This is a genomic window from Burkholderia savannae (assembly GCF_001524445.2).
In the GTDB taxonomy this organism is placed as follows: domain Bacteria; phylum Pseudomonadota; class Gammaproteobacteria; order Burkholderiales; family Burkholderiaceae; genus Burkholderia; species Burkholderia savannae.
In genome coordinates this window covers 2,092,023-2,105,108 of record NZ_CP013418.1, presented here as the reverse complement: position 1 = coordinate 2,105,108, position 13,086 = coordinate 2,092,023, and the positions used below count along the sequence as shown (strand labels likewise).

General features: G+C 68.3%; 10 protein-coding genes. All 10 read left to right on the top strand.

The window, feature by feature from the left end; translation table 11 throughout:
* Positions 1 to 70 precede the first annotated feature (70 nt).
* The 10 genes from WS78_RS30375 (at position 71) to WS78_RS30330 (ending at position 13,084) form a co-directional block, all read left to right on the top strand.
* A complete protein-coding gene (locus WS78_RS30375) occupies positions 71 to 2,896 on the top strand; it encodes a TonB-dependent receptor (protein WP_038749066.1) in 2,826 nt (941 codons plus the stop codon).
* A 217-nt stretch (positions 2,897 to 3,113) separates the two neighbouring features.
* Positions 3,114 to 5,030, top strand: coding sequence for an extracellular solute-binding protein (locus tag WS78_RS30370; protein WP_394335889.1), 1,917 nt, complete (start codon positions 3,114 to 3,116; stop codon positions 5,028 to 5,030).
* A 12-nt stretch (positions 5,031 to 5,042) separates the two neighbouring features.
* Positions 5,043 to 6,095 carry a microcin C ABC transporter permease YejB gene (locus tag WS78_RS30365; protein WP_038749069.1) on the top strand — a complete coding sequence of 351 codons (1,053 nt, stop codon included), beginning with the start codon at positions 5,043 to 5,045 and terminating at the stop codon, positions 6,093 to 6,095.
* The gene (locus WS78_RS30360) at positions 6,049 to 7,164 is read left to right on the top strand and encodes an ABC transporter permease (protein ID WP_059579812.1); all 1,116 of its coding nucleotides are present in this window, start codon (positions 6,049 to 6,051) and stop codon (positions 7,162 to 7,164) included. The genes WS78_RS30365 and WS78_RS30360 overlap by 47 nt, the downstream gene beginning before the upstream one ends.
* Entirely contained in the window at positions 7,161 to 8,795 is a 1,635-nt protein-coding gene (locus WS78_RS30355; protein WP_038749075.1) for an ABC transporter ATP-binding protein, read from the top strand. The genes WS78_RS30360 and WS78_RS30355 overlap by 4 nt, the downstream gene beginning before the upstream one ends.
* Complete coding sequence (locus WS78_RS30350; protein ID WP_059579815.1) at positions 8,788 to 10,221, top strand: TldD/PmbA family protein; 1,434 nt, start codon at positions 8,788 to 8,790, stop codon at positions 10,219 to 10,221. The genes WS78_RS30355 and WS78_RS30350 overlap by 8 nt, the downstream gene beginning before the upstream one ends.
* The gene (locus WS78_RS30345; protein WP_059579820.1) at positions 10,221 to 11,591 is read left to right on the top strand and encodes a metallopeptidase TldD-related protein; all 1,371 of its coding nucleotides are present in this window, start codon (positions 10,221 to 10,223) and stop codon (positions 11,589 to 11,591) included. The genes WS78_RS30350 and WS78_RS30345 overlap by 1 nt, the downstream gene beginning before the upstream one ends.
* Positions 11,592 to 11,595: 4 nt before the next feature.
* Entirely contained in the window at positions 11,596 to 12,153 is a 558-nt protein-coding gene (locus WS78_RS30340) for a GNAT family N-acetyltransferase (RefSeq protein ID WP_038749084.1), read from the top strand.
* Positions 12,150 to 12,725: a GNAT family N-acetyltransferase gene (locus tag WS78_RS30335; protein WP_038749086.1), complete on the top strand. Its 576-nt coding sequence runs from the start codon at positions 12,150 to 12,152 to the stop codon at positions 12,723 to 12,725. Before WS78_RS30340 ends, WS78_RS30335 begins: the two co-directional genes overlap by 4 nt.
* Positions 12,726 to 12,787: 62 nt before the next feature.
* The gene (locus WS78_RS30330) at positions 12,788 to 13,084 is read left to right on the top strand and encodes a hypothetical protein (protein ID WP_038749088.1); all 297 of its coding nucleotides are present in this window, start codon (positions 12,788 to 12,790) and stop codon (positions 13,082 to 13,084) included.
* Positions 13,085 to 13,086 lie beyond the last annotated feature (2 nt).

The following is a 13,086-nucleotide window of genomic DNA, read 5'->3' as shown; positions in this document are numbered from 1 at the left end:
GTCGGGCGCGGGGTTCACAAGATTGCCGCGCGCAACGGGTGGGGTCTTACTGACGAGTGAGAGGGGAAAGATGAAGCAAAGAGCATTGGCGTTGGCGATCAAGCGGATCGTCTGGGCCGAGTTGGCGTTGACGGCCACGCTGGCGGCGCCCGCGTTCGCGCAGAGCCAGCCGGCATCTGCCGGCGCGGCGGCATCGGCACAAGGCGCGAGCGTCGCGCTCGCGCAGGCGGATGCGGCGGCGAGCGCGACGGGCGCGGTTTCCGCGCCGGCCGCGGCGGCGCCCGCGGCCGCCTCGGGCGCCGCCGAAGCGGCGGGCGCGACGCCGGCTGCACCGGCTGCACCGGCCGCGAAGAACGGCGTCGCGCAGATCAAGCGCTTCGAGGTGACGGGCTCGCTGATTCGCAGTGCCGACAAGGTCGGCTTCCAGCAAGTGCAGACGGTCACCGCGAAGGACATCCAGGACAGCGGCTACACGAACGTCGCGGACTTCCTGCGCGGCGTGTCGGCGAACTCCGCGAGCAGCTGGAGCGAAGGGCAGACGAACGGCTTCGCCGCGGGCGGCGCGGGCATCGCGCTGCGCGGCCTGAGCGAGAAATACTCGCTTGTGATGGTCGACGGCCAGCGCGTCGCGCCGTACGCGTTCGCGTCGAACGGCACCGACACGTTCTTCGACCTCAACACGCTTCCCCTCAACATCATCGACCGCATCGAGATCGTGAAGACGGGCGCCGTGTCGCAGTACGGCTCGGACGCGATCGCGGGCGTCGTCAACATCATCACGAAGCACAACTATCAGGGGCTGCAGCTCGACGGCAGCTACTCGGGCGCGACGCAAGGCGGCGACGGCACGACGAAGTTCAGCATTCTCGGCGGCTTCGGCGATCTGAACTCGGACCGCTTCAACATCACGGCGGCCGCGAGCTACTACAAGGCGAACGGCTTCACGATCGCCGATCGCGACACGACGAAGAACCAGGATTTCACGAACCAGGCGGGCGGCCTCTCGCTGCTCGCGCCGTCGTTCTGGCAGACCAACGGTGGCGCGACCGCGCAGGCGCTCAGCGGCTGCCCGTTCGGCGGCGCCGTGCGCCCCGCCGCGAGCAACTATCTGAGCGCGGGTGCCGGCATGGGCGGCACCGTGTGCAGTTTCAATTCGGCGGAATCGACGTCGATCGCGCCGTGGACCGAGCGTCTGAGCGCGAAGGTGCATGCGGACTTCAAGATCGACGACAAGACGACAGCGTTCGCCGATCTGTGGGAAAGCAACAATACGACGGTGCAGAACAACGGCGTGCTGACGGTGGGCAGCCCGACGTCGCCGAGCCTCGTCCTCAATCCGGCGACCGGCAAGCTGAGCCAGTTCAATTCGGTCGTGCCCGCGAGCAATCCGTACAACCCGTTCGGCGTCGATACGCCGCTCGCCTATACGTTTCCGGCTGCGGCGTCCGACCGGACGAGCTCGAACTTCTGGCGCGCCGCGACGGGCGTCAAGGGTTCGTTCACGCTGCCGTACGGCGATTGGGACTGGTCGGCGGCCTACTCGCATTCGCAGAGCGTCGTGTCCAACACGTTCAATAACGTGCTGAACGCGTCCGTCGTCAACGACATCTATCAGAACGGCACGCTGAACTTCGCGAACCCGTCGGCGACGCCCAACGCGTTCAACGGGCTGTACATGTCGACGACCAACCTCGGCGTGTCGAAGCTCGACGCGGTCGATGCGACGCTGTCAACGCCGAACCTGTTCAAGCTGCCCACGGGCGACGTCGGCTTCGGCCTCGGCGCGCAGTTCCTGCACGAAAGCGAATTCATCGGGCAGGGCTCCGAGGCGCTGAGCGGGCAGGTGCTGAACCCGCTGACGCAATCGGTGAACGGCTCGCGCAACGTCGCGGCGGTCTACTATCAGTTCGATATCCCGATCATCAAGAACCTGACGTTCAGCCAATCGGGCCGCTACGACCATTACAGCGATTTCGGCGGCGCGTTCTCGCCCCGCTTTGCGCTGCGCTACCAGCCGATCAAGGAATTCACGATGTACGGTTCGTACAATCGCGGCTTCCGCGCGCCGACGTTCGTCGAGAACACGCCGTCGCAGAACATCGGCCTGCAAACGTTCGGCAACACGCTCGTCAACACGCTGCAGACCGGCAACACGAGCCTGCAGCCCGAACGCACGCGCAACATCAACCTCGGCTTCCAGGCTTCGCCGACGCGCTATACGGATTTCGGCTTCGACTTCTACAAGATCTTCATCGACAACGTGATCGGCCAGGCGAGCCTGAACTCGGTGATCGCGGCGAACAACCCGTCGCAGGTCGTGCGCGATCCGGCGACGGGGCAGATCACATACGTCGTGCTGCCGTATCAGAACCTCGGCACGCTCGAAACCGATGGCTTCGAGATGACGTTCCGCCAGGCGCTGCCGACGAAGTACGGCACGTTCACGCTGTCGGCCGACTGGGCATACGTGCATCACTTCAACATCGGCTTCCCGGGCTCGGCGACCGTCGATTCGGCGGGCAACAACTTCGCGATCACGCAGCCTTTCGGCGCGAGCATCCCGCGCTGGAAGGGCAATACGTCGCTGAACTGGGCGTATCGCAAGTGGAACGCGACGCTGAGCTGGGAATTCACGGGCCCGTACGCACAGGCGCTCGGCGTGGCCGCGCCGACGCAGGCGGCGGACCACGTGGGCTCGTACAGCCAGTTCAACCTGTACGCGAGCTACACCGGCTTCAAGAACTGGACGCTGTACGGCGGGATCAACAACATCTTCGACCGTGCGCCGCCGTTCGATCCGGTCTGGCAGAACGCGCTCAACCAGAACGGCTACGACCAGTCGCTGTACATGTACTACGGGCGGGTGATCCAGGTCGGCGCGACTTATAAGTTCTGACGCCGTTTCGCATCGTCCTTTGGCATTCGACGGGCCGCTCCGCTTCCCTAACCACCCCTTTGGAGCGGCCTCTTTTTATCCGATGCCGGAGTACTGCGATGCAGCAGGCAAACAGCGACGAAACGGGACTGGACGCGCGTTGCTGTTCATGCCGCCGCGTCGCGCGAGAATTGACTCTGCGTCGGCACAGCGCCGATGCGATCGTACGCAGGTGACGATGAGACCAACGAAGTTGCGTTTGCCGTTCGACGCGAGCTGGGCGATGCGCGCTTGGGCGGCCGTGCGGATCGCGGCCATCGCGTGCGGGATGCTCGTCGCAAGCGCCGCCGCGCCGTCGCACGCGCTCGCCGCCACGGCGCTCGCGCAATACGGCGAGCCGAAGTATCCGCCGACCTTCACGCATTTCGATTATGCGGACCCCGACGCGCCGAACGACGGCCCGTTGAATTTCGAAAACTACAACGAGGCGCAGAGCTACGACTCGTTGAATCCGTTCCTCGTGCGCGGCTCGCCCGCGCCGGACATCCAGAACCTGATGTTCGACACGCTGATGCAGCGCAGCTGGGACGAGCTCGCCTCCGAATATCCGCTGATCGCGGACAACGTCGACGTCGCGCCCGACGGCGGCTCGGCGACGTTCCACATCAATCCGGCCGCGCGCTTCTCGAACGGCGAGGCGATCACCGCGGCCGACGTCAAGTATTCGTTCGACATGCTGACGAGCCCGCAGGCGTCGCCGCTCGTCAACGCGCAGTTCGCGGTCATCAAGCGCGCGACGGTTGTCGACCGGCTGACGGTGCGCTTCGACTTCAAGCGCCCCGAACGCGCGGCTCCGCTGATCGCGGGCGACCTGCCGGTGTTCTCGCCGAAATGGGGGATGCGGGCGGACGGCACGCGGCCGCCGTTCGACCAGATCGTGAGCGAGCCGCCGATCGCGAGCGGCGCGTACCTGATCGAGCAGCGCAAGAACGACAAGCAGATCGCCTACGTGCGCAATCCGCGTTACTGGGCGGCCGATCTGCCGACGCGGCGCGGGATGTTCCGCTTCGCGCGCGTGTCGTTCAAGCTGTATCTCGATCAATACACGATGCTCGAAGCGTTCAAGGCGGGCGATGTCGACGTGCGGATGGAATACAGCTCGACGCAATGGGCGCGCCGCTACGTCGGCAAGAACTTCCGAAACGGCATGCTGAAGAAGGGTGAGTTCCCGGACGGCCCCGCGCAGATGCAGGGCTTCCTCATCAACATGCGCGAACCGAAGTTCCGCGACGCTCGCGTGCGTCATGCGCTTGCGCTCGCGTTCGATTACGACTGGATGAACCGGATGATGTTCTACGGGCAATATCGCCGCACGAACAGCTTCTGGGAGGCGAGCCCGTTCGGCGCGTCCGGAATGCCGAGCAGCGAGGAGCTCGCGCTGCTCGAACCGTTTCGCGCGGAACTGCCGCCCGAAGTGTTCGGCCCGATGGTCAAGCAGCCGTCGACGGTGCCGCCCGGCTCGCTGCGCGCGAACCTGAAAGAGGCGCGCGACCTGCTCGCGCAGGCCGGCTGGCACTATCGCGACGGCGCGCTGCGCGACGCGAGCGGCACGGCGATGACGATCGAGATCATGGACGACGAGCCGGGCATGGACCGGCTGATCCTGCCGTACATCCAGGCGCTCGGGATGCTCGGCATCCATGCGCACATGCACGAGATCGACAGCGCGCTGTATCAGAAGCGCCTCGACAACTTCCAGTACGACATGACGACGCTCATCTATCCGCCCGTCACGATTCCCGGCGCCGAGCTCGTGCGCCGCTTCGGCAGCGCGGCGGCGTCGGAAGTCGGTTCGGAGAACTACCCGGGCGTGCGCTCGAAGGCGGTCGACGCGCTGATCCGAGCGGCGCTCGCGGCGAACACGCTCGACGAGCTGAAGACGGCGACGCACGCGCTCGACCGCGTGCTGATCAACCTGTACATCCTCGTGCCGCAGTATTACCTGCCGAACGCGCGGATCGCCTACAAGACGACGTATGGGCATCCGCCGGTCATTCCGGCATCCTATCAATACGAGGACTGGATCATCGATTACTGGTTCAGGAAGAAGCCGGCGGCCGGCGCGGTTGCGCAAGAGCCGGAACCGGCCGCCTAGCGGGGAGCGACGATGCTTGCATACATTCTCAGACGATTGCTGCTGATGGTGCCGACGCTCGTCGGCGTCGTGACGATCACGTTCGTCGTCACGCAGTTCGTGCCGGGCGGCCCGGTCGAGCAGGTGCTGACGCAACTGCGCCACGGCACCGCGCGCGGCGGCGAGGCGGGCGGCGGCGGGGGCGGCTATCACGGCAGCCAGGGCGTCGATCCGCAGCAGATCGAGCAGATCAAGAAGCAGTTCGGCTTCGACAAGCCGCCGCTCACGCGTTACGTGATGATGCTGAAGAGCTACGCGACGTTCGATCTCGGGCAGTCGTACTACGCGCACGAGAGCGTGTGGGGCGTGATCCGCTCGAAGCTGCCGGTATCGATCACGCTCGGGCTTTGGACCGTGATCCTCACGTATCTGATCTCGGTGCCGCTCGGCATCGCGAAGGCCGTGCGCAACGGCTCGCGCTTCGACACCGTGACGAGCGTGCTCGTGCTCGCCGGCTACGCGATTCCCGGCTTCGTGCTCGGCGTGCTGCTGCTGATGCTGTTCGGCGGCGGCACGTTCTGGCAGGTGTTCCCGATGCGCGGCCTCACGTCGGACAACTTCGACGAGCTCACCGCGCTCGGCAAGGCGCTCGATTATCTGTGGCACGTCGTGCTGCCCGTCACCGCATCGGTCGTCGGCAACTTCGCGATCGTCACGATCCTGACGAAGAACACGTTTCTCGAAGAGATCGGCCGGCAATACGTGCTGACCGCGCGCGCGAAGGGCGCGCCCGAGCGCGACGTGCTGTGGAAGCACGTGCTGCGCAACGCGGCGATTCCGCTCGTCACCGGCCTGCCCGCCGCGTTCGTCGGCGCGTTCCTGAACGGCAACCTGCTGATCGAGACGCTGTTCTCGCTCGACGGCATGGGGCAACTGTCGTACGACTCGGTGATCCGCCGCGACTATCCGGTCGTGCTCGGCTCGCTGTTCCTGTTCACGCTGATCGGTCTCGTCACTAAACTCATCGCTGACGTCTGCTATGTCCTCGTCGACCCCCGCATCCAATTCCACCGCGTGGACCACTGATCCCGCGTGCGTCGCGTGCGCGGCGTCGCCGTCGCCGTGGCGGCGCACGTGGCTGCGCTTTCGCAGCCAGCGGCTCGGCTACTGGAGCCTCGTGATCTTCGCCGCGCTGTTCGCGATCAGCCTGTTCGCCGACGTGCTGTCCAACGACCGGCCGCTCGTCGTCCGCTACGAAGGGCATTATTATTTTCCGATCCTGAAGGATTATCCGGAGGCGCAGTTCGGCGGCGATTTTCCGGCGAAGACGAATTATCTCGATCCGTACATCCGCTCGAAGATCGAAGCGAACGGCAACTTCGCGATCTACCCGCCGAACCGCTATCGCTACGACACGATCGACTATTTCGCGTCGCGCCCGTATCCGGCGCCGCCGTCCGCGAGCAACTGGCTCGGCACCGACCAGTTCGGCCGCGACGTGCTGTCGCGTCTTCTGTACGGCTTCCGGCTGTCGGTGCTGATGGCGATCGCGCTGACGGTGTCGGGCGTCACGATCGGCGTGCTCACGGGCGCGTTGCAGGGCTTCTACGGCGGCCGCGCCGATCTGATCGGGCAGCGCCTGATCGAGATCTGGAGCGCGCTGCCCGACCTGTACCTGCTGATCATCTTCGCGGCGATCTTCGAGCCGACGCTGTGGCTGCTGTTCGTCCTGCTGTCGATGTTCGGCTGGCTCGTGCTGTCCGACTACGTGCGCGCGGAGTTCCTGCGCAACCGCGCGCTCGACTACGTGAAGGCCGCGCGCACGATGGGGCTCACGAACTGGCAGATCATCTGGCGGCACGTGCTGCCGAACAGCCTCACGCCCGTCATCACGTTCCTGCCGTTCCGGATGAGCGCGGCGATCCTGTCGCTGACGAGCCTCGATTTTCTCGGTCTCGGCGTGCCGCCGCCGACGCCGAGCCTGGGCGAGCTGTTGCAGGAAGGGAAGAACAATCTCGACGCGTGGTGGATCTCGATGTCGGCGTTCGCGGCGCTCGTCGTCACGCTGCTGCTGCTCACGTTCATGGGCGACGCGCTGCGCAACGCGCTCGATACGCGCACGCGCGGCTCGGCGTTCGGAGGAGGTCCGCGATGAACCGGCCGCTTCTCGAAATCGACGGTTTCTCCGCGGCGTTCGGCGAGAAGATCGCGGTGCGCGAACTGAGTCTGTCGATCGCGCGCGGCGAGCGCGTCGCGCTCGTCGGCGAATCCGGCTCGGGCAAGAGTGTCACCGCGCTGTCGATCCTGCGGCTCGTGCAGCACGCGACGCTGTCCGGACGGATGCTGTTCGACGGCGAAGACCTGTTGACGAAGACCGAGCAGCAGATGCGCGGCATCCGCGGCGCGGACATCGCGATGGTGTTCCAGGAGCCGATGACGGCGCTCAACCCGCTTTACACGATCGGCAAGCAGATCGCCGAAAGCCTGCGGCTGCACGAAGGGTTGCGGCCGGGCGAGGCGCGCGCGCGCGGAATCGAGCTGCTGCGGCGCACCGGCATTCCGGAGCCCGAACGCAGGATCGACAGCTTCGCGCATCAACTGTCGGGCGGCCAGCGGCAGCGCGCGATGATCGCGATGGCGCTCGCGTGCCGGCCGCGCCTGCTGCTCGCCGACGAGCCGACGACCGCGCTCGACGTGACGGTGCGCGAGCAGATCGTCGATCTGCTGATCGAGCTGCAGGAGCAGGAGGCGGCGGCGCGCGGGATGGCGGTGCTGCTGATCACGCACGATCTGAATCTCGTGCGGCGCTTCGCGCAGCGCGTCGCGGTGATGGAGCACGGCGAGCTCGTCGAGACGGGCGACACCGATGCGCTGTTCGCGAATCCGCAGCATCCGTATACGCAGCGCCTGCTCGACAGCGAGCCGCAGCGCGCGATCGAAACCGTCGCGCCGTCCGCGCGGACGATCCTCGACGTCAAGTCGCTCGCGGTCGATTACCGGATCGCGCCGAAAGGCTGGCGCGCGCTGTTCGGCAAGACGACGTTTCGCGCGGTGCACGACGCGCAGTTTGCGCTGCGGCGCGGCGAGACGATCGGCATCGTCGGCGAATCGGGGTCGGGCAAATCGACGCTCGCGTCCGCCGTGCTCGGGCTGCAGCGGCCGGCGGCGGGCGGAATCGAGATCGACGGGCTGCCGCTCGAAGCGCTGCGCTCGGCGCGCGGCCGGCGCGGCCTGTACCGGCGCATGCAGGTCGTGTTCCAGGACCCGTTCGGCTCGCTGTCGCCGCGGATGACGATCGAGCAGATCGTCGGCGAGGGGCTTTCCGTGCATCGGCCGGAAGTCACCGGCGACGCGAGGCGTGCGCGGATCGCCGGGCTGTTGCAGGAAGTCGGCCTGCCTGCCGAGGCGATGCTGCGCTATCCGCACGAGTTTTCCGGCGGCCAGCGGCAGCGGATCGCGATCGCGCGCGCGCTCGCGGTCGAGCCGGAACTGCTCGTGCTCGACGAGCCGACGAGCGCGCTCGACGTGTCGATCCAGAAACAGGTGTTGAACCTGCTGACGAATCTCCAAAAAAAGTACAAACTCAGCTACTTGTTCATCACGCACGACCTGGCGGTGATGCGGGCGATGGCCCATCGGGTGCTCGTGATGAAGGAAGGGCGCGTGGTCGAGGCGGGCGACACGCTGGACGTGTTGGGCGCGCCGTCGCACCCGTATACGCGGTCGCTGCTGGCGTCGTCGATGCTGACGCCGCGGCGCAGTGTGCGAGAGAGGGCGGATGATTGACGAACGCTGGGCGCAAGCCGCCCGACTATTGCGCAGCGACGCCGATTTCTGGTCGCTGCGCGTCGTCGACGAACGGATCGACGAACACGCGGTGCGCAACGACGTCGCGCAGCCGCTCGCGAGCGTGCGCGACCGCGGCGCGATGCTGATTGCGTGGTCGGGCGCGGGCGCCGGCTACGCGGCGACGGCCGATCTGTCGGCGGCCGGCCTGCAGGCGGCGCTCGATGCGGCCGCCGCGCGCGCGAAGGCGAGCGCGGCGCTGTCGCTGATCGACCATCGCGCGGTTGCGCGGCCGGACGCGAGCGGCGGCTATGCGTCGCCGCACGCGGACGAGGCGCTGCCGTCCCGCGCGGAATGGATCGAGCGCCTCGCGCATGAATGCGCGGCGGCGGCCGTCGATGCGCGGATCGTCGAGCGCACGGCGGGCGTGATGCTCGTGCATGCCGATCAGCTCTACGTGACGAGCGACGGCGTGCGGATCGATCAGCGCTTTCGCCACGTGATGCCGCAGCTGAGCGTCGTCGCGCACGCGCGCGGCGATACGCAGGTGCGCACGCTCGGCAACGCGGGCACGCTCGCGCAGGGCGGCCTCGACGTGCTCGCGCGCTACGGCTTCGACGGCGCGGGCGCGCGCGTCGCCGGCGAGGCGCTGCAACTGCTCGCCGCGCCGAACTGCCCCGCCGGAACACGCGACCTGCTGCTGATGCCGGACCAGATGATGCTGCAGATCCACGAATCGATCGGCCACCCGCTCGAGCTCGACCGGATTCTCGGCGACGAGCGCAATTTCGCGGGCTGGAGCTTCGTGAAGCCGGAGATGTTCGGCTCGTACCGGTACGGCTCGCCGCTCTTGAACGTCACGTTCGATCCCGCGATGCCCGGCGAGGCGGCGTCGTACGCGTTCGACGACGACGGCAGCGCCGCGCGCAAGCAATACCTGATCCGCGACGGCGTGCTCGAGCGGCCGCTCGGCGGCGCGCTGTCGCAGGCGCGTGCGGGCTTGCCGGGCGTCGCGAACGCGCGCGCGTCGAGCTGGAACCGGCCGCCGATCGACCGGATGGCGAACCTGAACGTCGAGCCCGGCTCGCATTCGTTCGAGGCGCTCGTCGCGGGCATCGAGCGCGGCGTCATGATGCGCACGAACACGTCGTGGTCGATCGACGATCACCGCAACAAATTCCAGTTCGGCTGCGAATTCGGGCAACTGATCGAAAACGGCGAGCTGACGCAGGTCGTCAAGCGGCCGAACTATCGCGGCGTTTCCGCGAGCTTCTGGCGCAGCCTGCGCGCGGTCGGCGACGCGAGCACGTTCCGCGTGTACGGCACGCCGTACTGCGGCAAGGGCGAGCCCGCGCAGATCATCCGTGTCGGCCACGCGTCGCCCGCCTGCGTGTTCGCCGACGTCGACGTGTTCGGAGGCGCGTGATGACCGACTTCGCGAAGCCGGGGCGCGCGGCCCCGATCGCCCCGATCGACTGGCACGCGCATTTCGCGCGGCTCGCGGACGAAGCCGAACGACTGAAGCAGCCGGGCGAGACGGTGCTGCTGTGGTTCGCCGGCGAGACGTCCGATTTCATCCGCTTCAACGCGGGCAGAATTCGCCAGACCGGGCGCGTGCTGCAAGGCAAGCTCGGCGTGCGGCTCGTGGCGCACGCGCGGCAGGCGTCGTTCACGCAGACGGTGAGCGGCGATCCGGCGACGGACGTGCCCGAGCTCGCGGATGCGCTCGCGACGCTGCGCGACGGCCTGCGCGACGCGCCCGACGATCCGCATCTGCTGTTCGATACGTCGACGTGGCGGCAGTCGACCCGCCGCGCCGGCAGCCTGCCCGACCCCGACGCGCTCGCGCGCGTCGTCGCCGAAGCGGCGCGCGGGCTCGACTTCGTCGGCTTCTACGCGGGCGGCTCGCTCGTGCGCGGCTTCGCGTCGTCGGCGGGCAGCCGCGGCTGGCACGAGGTGGAGAATTTCGATTTCAGCTGGTCGCTGTACGACCCGAGCGGCCGTGCGATCAAGACCGTCTACGCGGGCGACGCGTGGAGCGACGCCGCGTTCGCGCGCAAGGTCGAGGAGGCCGCCGCGCGCTTGCCGGTGCTCGGCCGCGCGCCGAAGGCGCTCGCGCCCGGCCGCTACCGCGCGTATCTCGCGCCGGCCGCGGTCGCGGAGATCGTCCGCCTGCTGCGCTGGGACGGCTTTTCGGCGCGCGCGAACGCGAGCGCGCGCAGCAGCCTGCACCGGCTGCACGCGGGCGAGGCGGCGCTCGATCCGCGCGTGACGATCACCGAGGATTTTTCGCTCGGCGTCGCGCCCGCGTTCAACGCGGACGGCTATCGCCGCGACAGCGTGCCGCTCGTCGTCGAGGGGCGCAGCGCGGGGCGGCTCGTGAGCGCGCGCACCGCGCGCGAGCACGGCCTGAGCCCGAACGGCGCGTCTGCGGACGAGATGCCGGAGACGCTGTCGATCGCGGGCGGCGCGCTCGCCGACGCCGACGTGCTCGCGGCGCTCGACACGGGCCTCTACATCGGCAATCTCTGGTATCTGAATTTCTCGGACAAGATGAATTGCCGGATCACCGGGATGACGCGCTTCGCGACGTTCTGGGCCGAAGGCGGCAGGATCGTCGCGCCCGTCGATGCGATGCGCTTCGACGACAGCCTGTACCGGCTGCTCGGCGGCGAGCTCGAGCAGCTCGGCGCGACGCCGGAAGTGCTGCTGAGCGACGAATCGTGGGGCGAGCGGCCGACGGGCGGCGCGAGGCTGCCGGGCCTGCTCGCGCGCTCGTTCGAGCTGACGCTGTAACGTGATGGAGCGCGCCGCGAGTTCACCGCCGCCGCCGGACGTGACGATCCGCGCGCTGCGCGCGGCGGACGCCGACGCGCTGCACGCGCTCGCGCGGCAGCCGTCGATCGACGGGCGCTTCGCGAGCGCGCCTCACGCATCGCTCGACAGGCGGCGCGAATGGCTCGATGCGCTGATGCGCGAGCAATACGCGCTCGGCGCATGGATCGGCGAGGCGCTCGTCGGCTGGAGCGAGCTCGCGCCGGGCAAGCTGCGGCGCTCGCATGCGGCGTCGATCTCGATCGCCGTGCATGACGCGTGGCATCGTCGCGGCGTCGGCGGCGCGCTGATGCGCGAGACGCTCGCGATCGCCGACGACTGGCTCGGGCTGCGCAGGATCGAGGCGCAGCTCTACGCGGACGATTTCGTCGCGCTCGCGTTCCATCGCAAGTTCGGCTTCGAGATCGAGGCGACGCAGCGCGGTGCGGCGCTGCGCGACGGCGTGCTCGTCGACGGCTGTCTGATCGCGCGCCTGAAGGACTCGCCGCCGCTTGCGGCGGCCCCCTCCGAGACTCCGGCATGACGACGCAACGAGCAGGCGATCGGACCGATGCGAACCCGTCGCGCGCGGGCGCGAGCCGCGTGATCGTGCGTGCGGCCGAGCTGGCGGACGCGGCGGCCATCGCGCAGATGCGCAACCAGCCGCTCGTGCAGCGCGGCACGCTCGCGATGCCGCACGCGTCGGCCGACGCGGTCGCCGCGTGGCTCATGCGGGTCGCGGCGCGGCGAGGCGGCGGCGTCAACCTGTGCGCCGAGGTGGACGGGCGCGTCGTCGGTCACGGCGGGCTCGAGACGTTTTCCGGCCGCCGCGCGCACTGCGCGCTGCTCGGCATCGGCGTGCACGACGCGTATGCGGGGCGCGGCGTCGGCGGCGCGCTGATGGCCGCGATCGTCGACTGCGCGGACCGCGCGCTCGGCCTGCGCCGCGTCGAGCTCACGGTGTTCGCCGACAACGCGCGTGCGATCGCGCTGTATCGCCGCTTCGGCTTCACCGAGGAGGGGCGCTCGCGCGGCTACGCGATCCGCGCCGGCGAGCTGGTCGACGTGCTGCACATGGCGCGGCTCGCCGACGCGCCGCCGTTTGCGCCGCGCTGAGCGCGCGAGCGGATGCCGGCGCGCCCCATTCGAACGACGATTGCGCAATCACGGAGACATCGATGAAGCACGCCGACGCAGCGGCGCTGGACCGGCTTGAAAACCTGCCGAGCGAGAATCGCCGGCTGCCCTGGCTGAGCGAGCGGGCGCGCGGCGTCTTCGCCCGTCGCGCGAAGGCGTTCCTGCATTTTCACGGCGATCCGCGCGGGCTCTTCGCGGATCTGCGCCGCGGTGAGCGCTTCAGGCGCTTCAAGTACTTCGATTGCTTCGATTGCTTCGGGCGCCTCGGCGCGAGCGCGGCCGCCGCGCGCCGCGTGATCGGCGCGACCGTGCGCGCCGAATTGAACGCGTCGCGCTGACG

Coding starts and splice junctions, on each gene's coding strand:
- WS78_RS30370 (WP_394335889.1), top strand. CDS start 3,114: ATGAGACCAACGAAGTTGCGTTTGCCGTTCGACGCGAGCTGGGCGATG.
- WS78_RS30355 (WP_038749075.1), top strand. CDS start 7,161: ATGAACCGGCCGCTTCTCGAAATCGACGGTTTCTCCGCGGCGTTCGGC.
- WS78_RS30345 (WP_059579820.1), top strand. CDS start 10,221: ATGACCGACTTCGCGAAGCCGGGGCGCGCGGCCCCGATCGCCCCGATC.
- WS78_RS30375 (WP_038749066.1), top strand. CDS start 71: ATGAAGCAAAGAGCATTGGCGTTGGCGATCAAGCGGATCGTCTGGGCC.
- WS78_RS30365 (WP_038749069.1), top strand. CDS start 5,043: ATGCTTGCATACATTCTCAGACGATTGCTGCTGATGGTGCCGACGCTC.
- WS78_RS30335 (WP_038749086.1), top strand. CDS start 12,150: ATGACGACGCAACGAGCAGGCGATCGGACCGATGCGAACCCGTCGCGC.
- WS78_RS30360 (WP_059579812.1), top strand. CDS start 6,049: ATGTCCTCGTCGACCCCCGCATCCAATTCCACCGCGTGGACCACTGAT.
- WS78_RS30340 (WP_038749084.1), top strand. CDS start 11,596: ATGGAGCGCGCCGCGAGTTCACCGCCGCCGCCGGACGTGACGATCCGC.
- WS78_RS30330 (WP_038749088.1), top strand. CDS start 12,788: ATGAAGCACGCCGACGCAGCGGCGCTGGACCGGCTTGAAAACCTGCCG.
- WS78_RS30350 (WP_059579815.1), top strand. CDS start 8,788: ATGATTGACGAACGCTGGGCGCAAGCCGCCCGACTATTGCGCAGCGAC.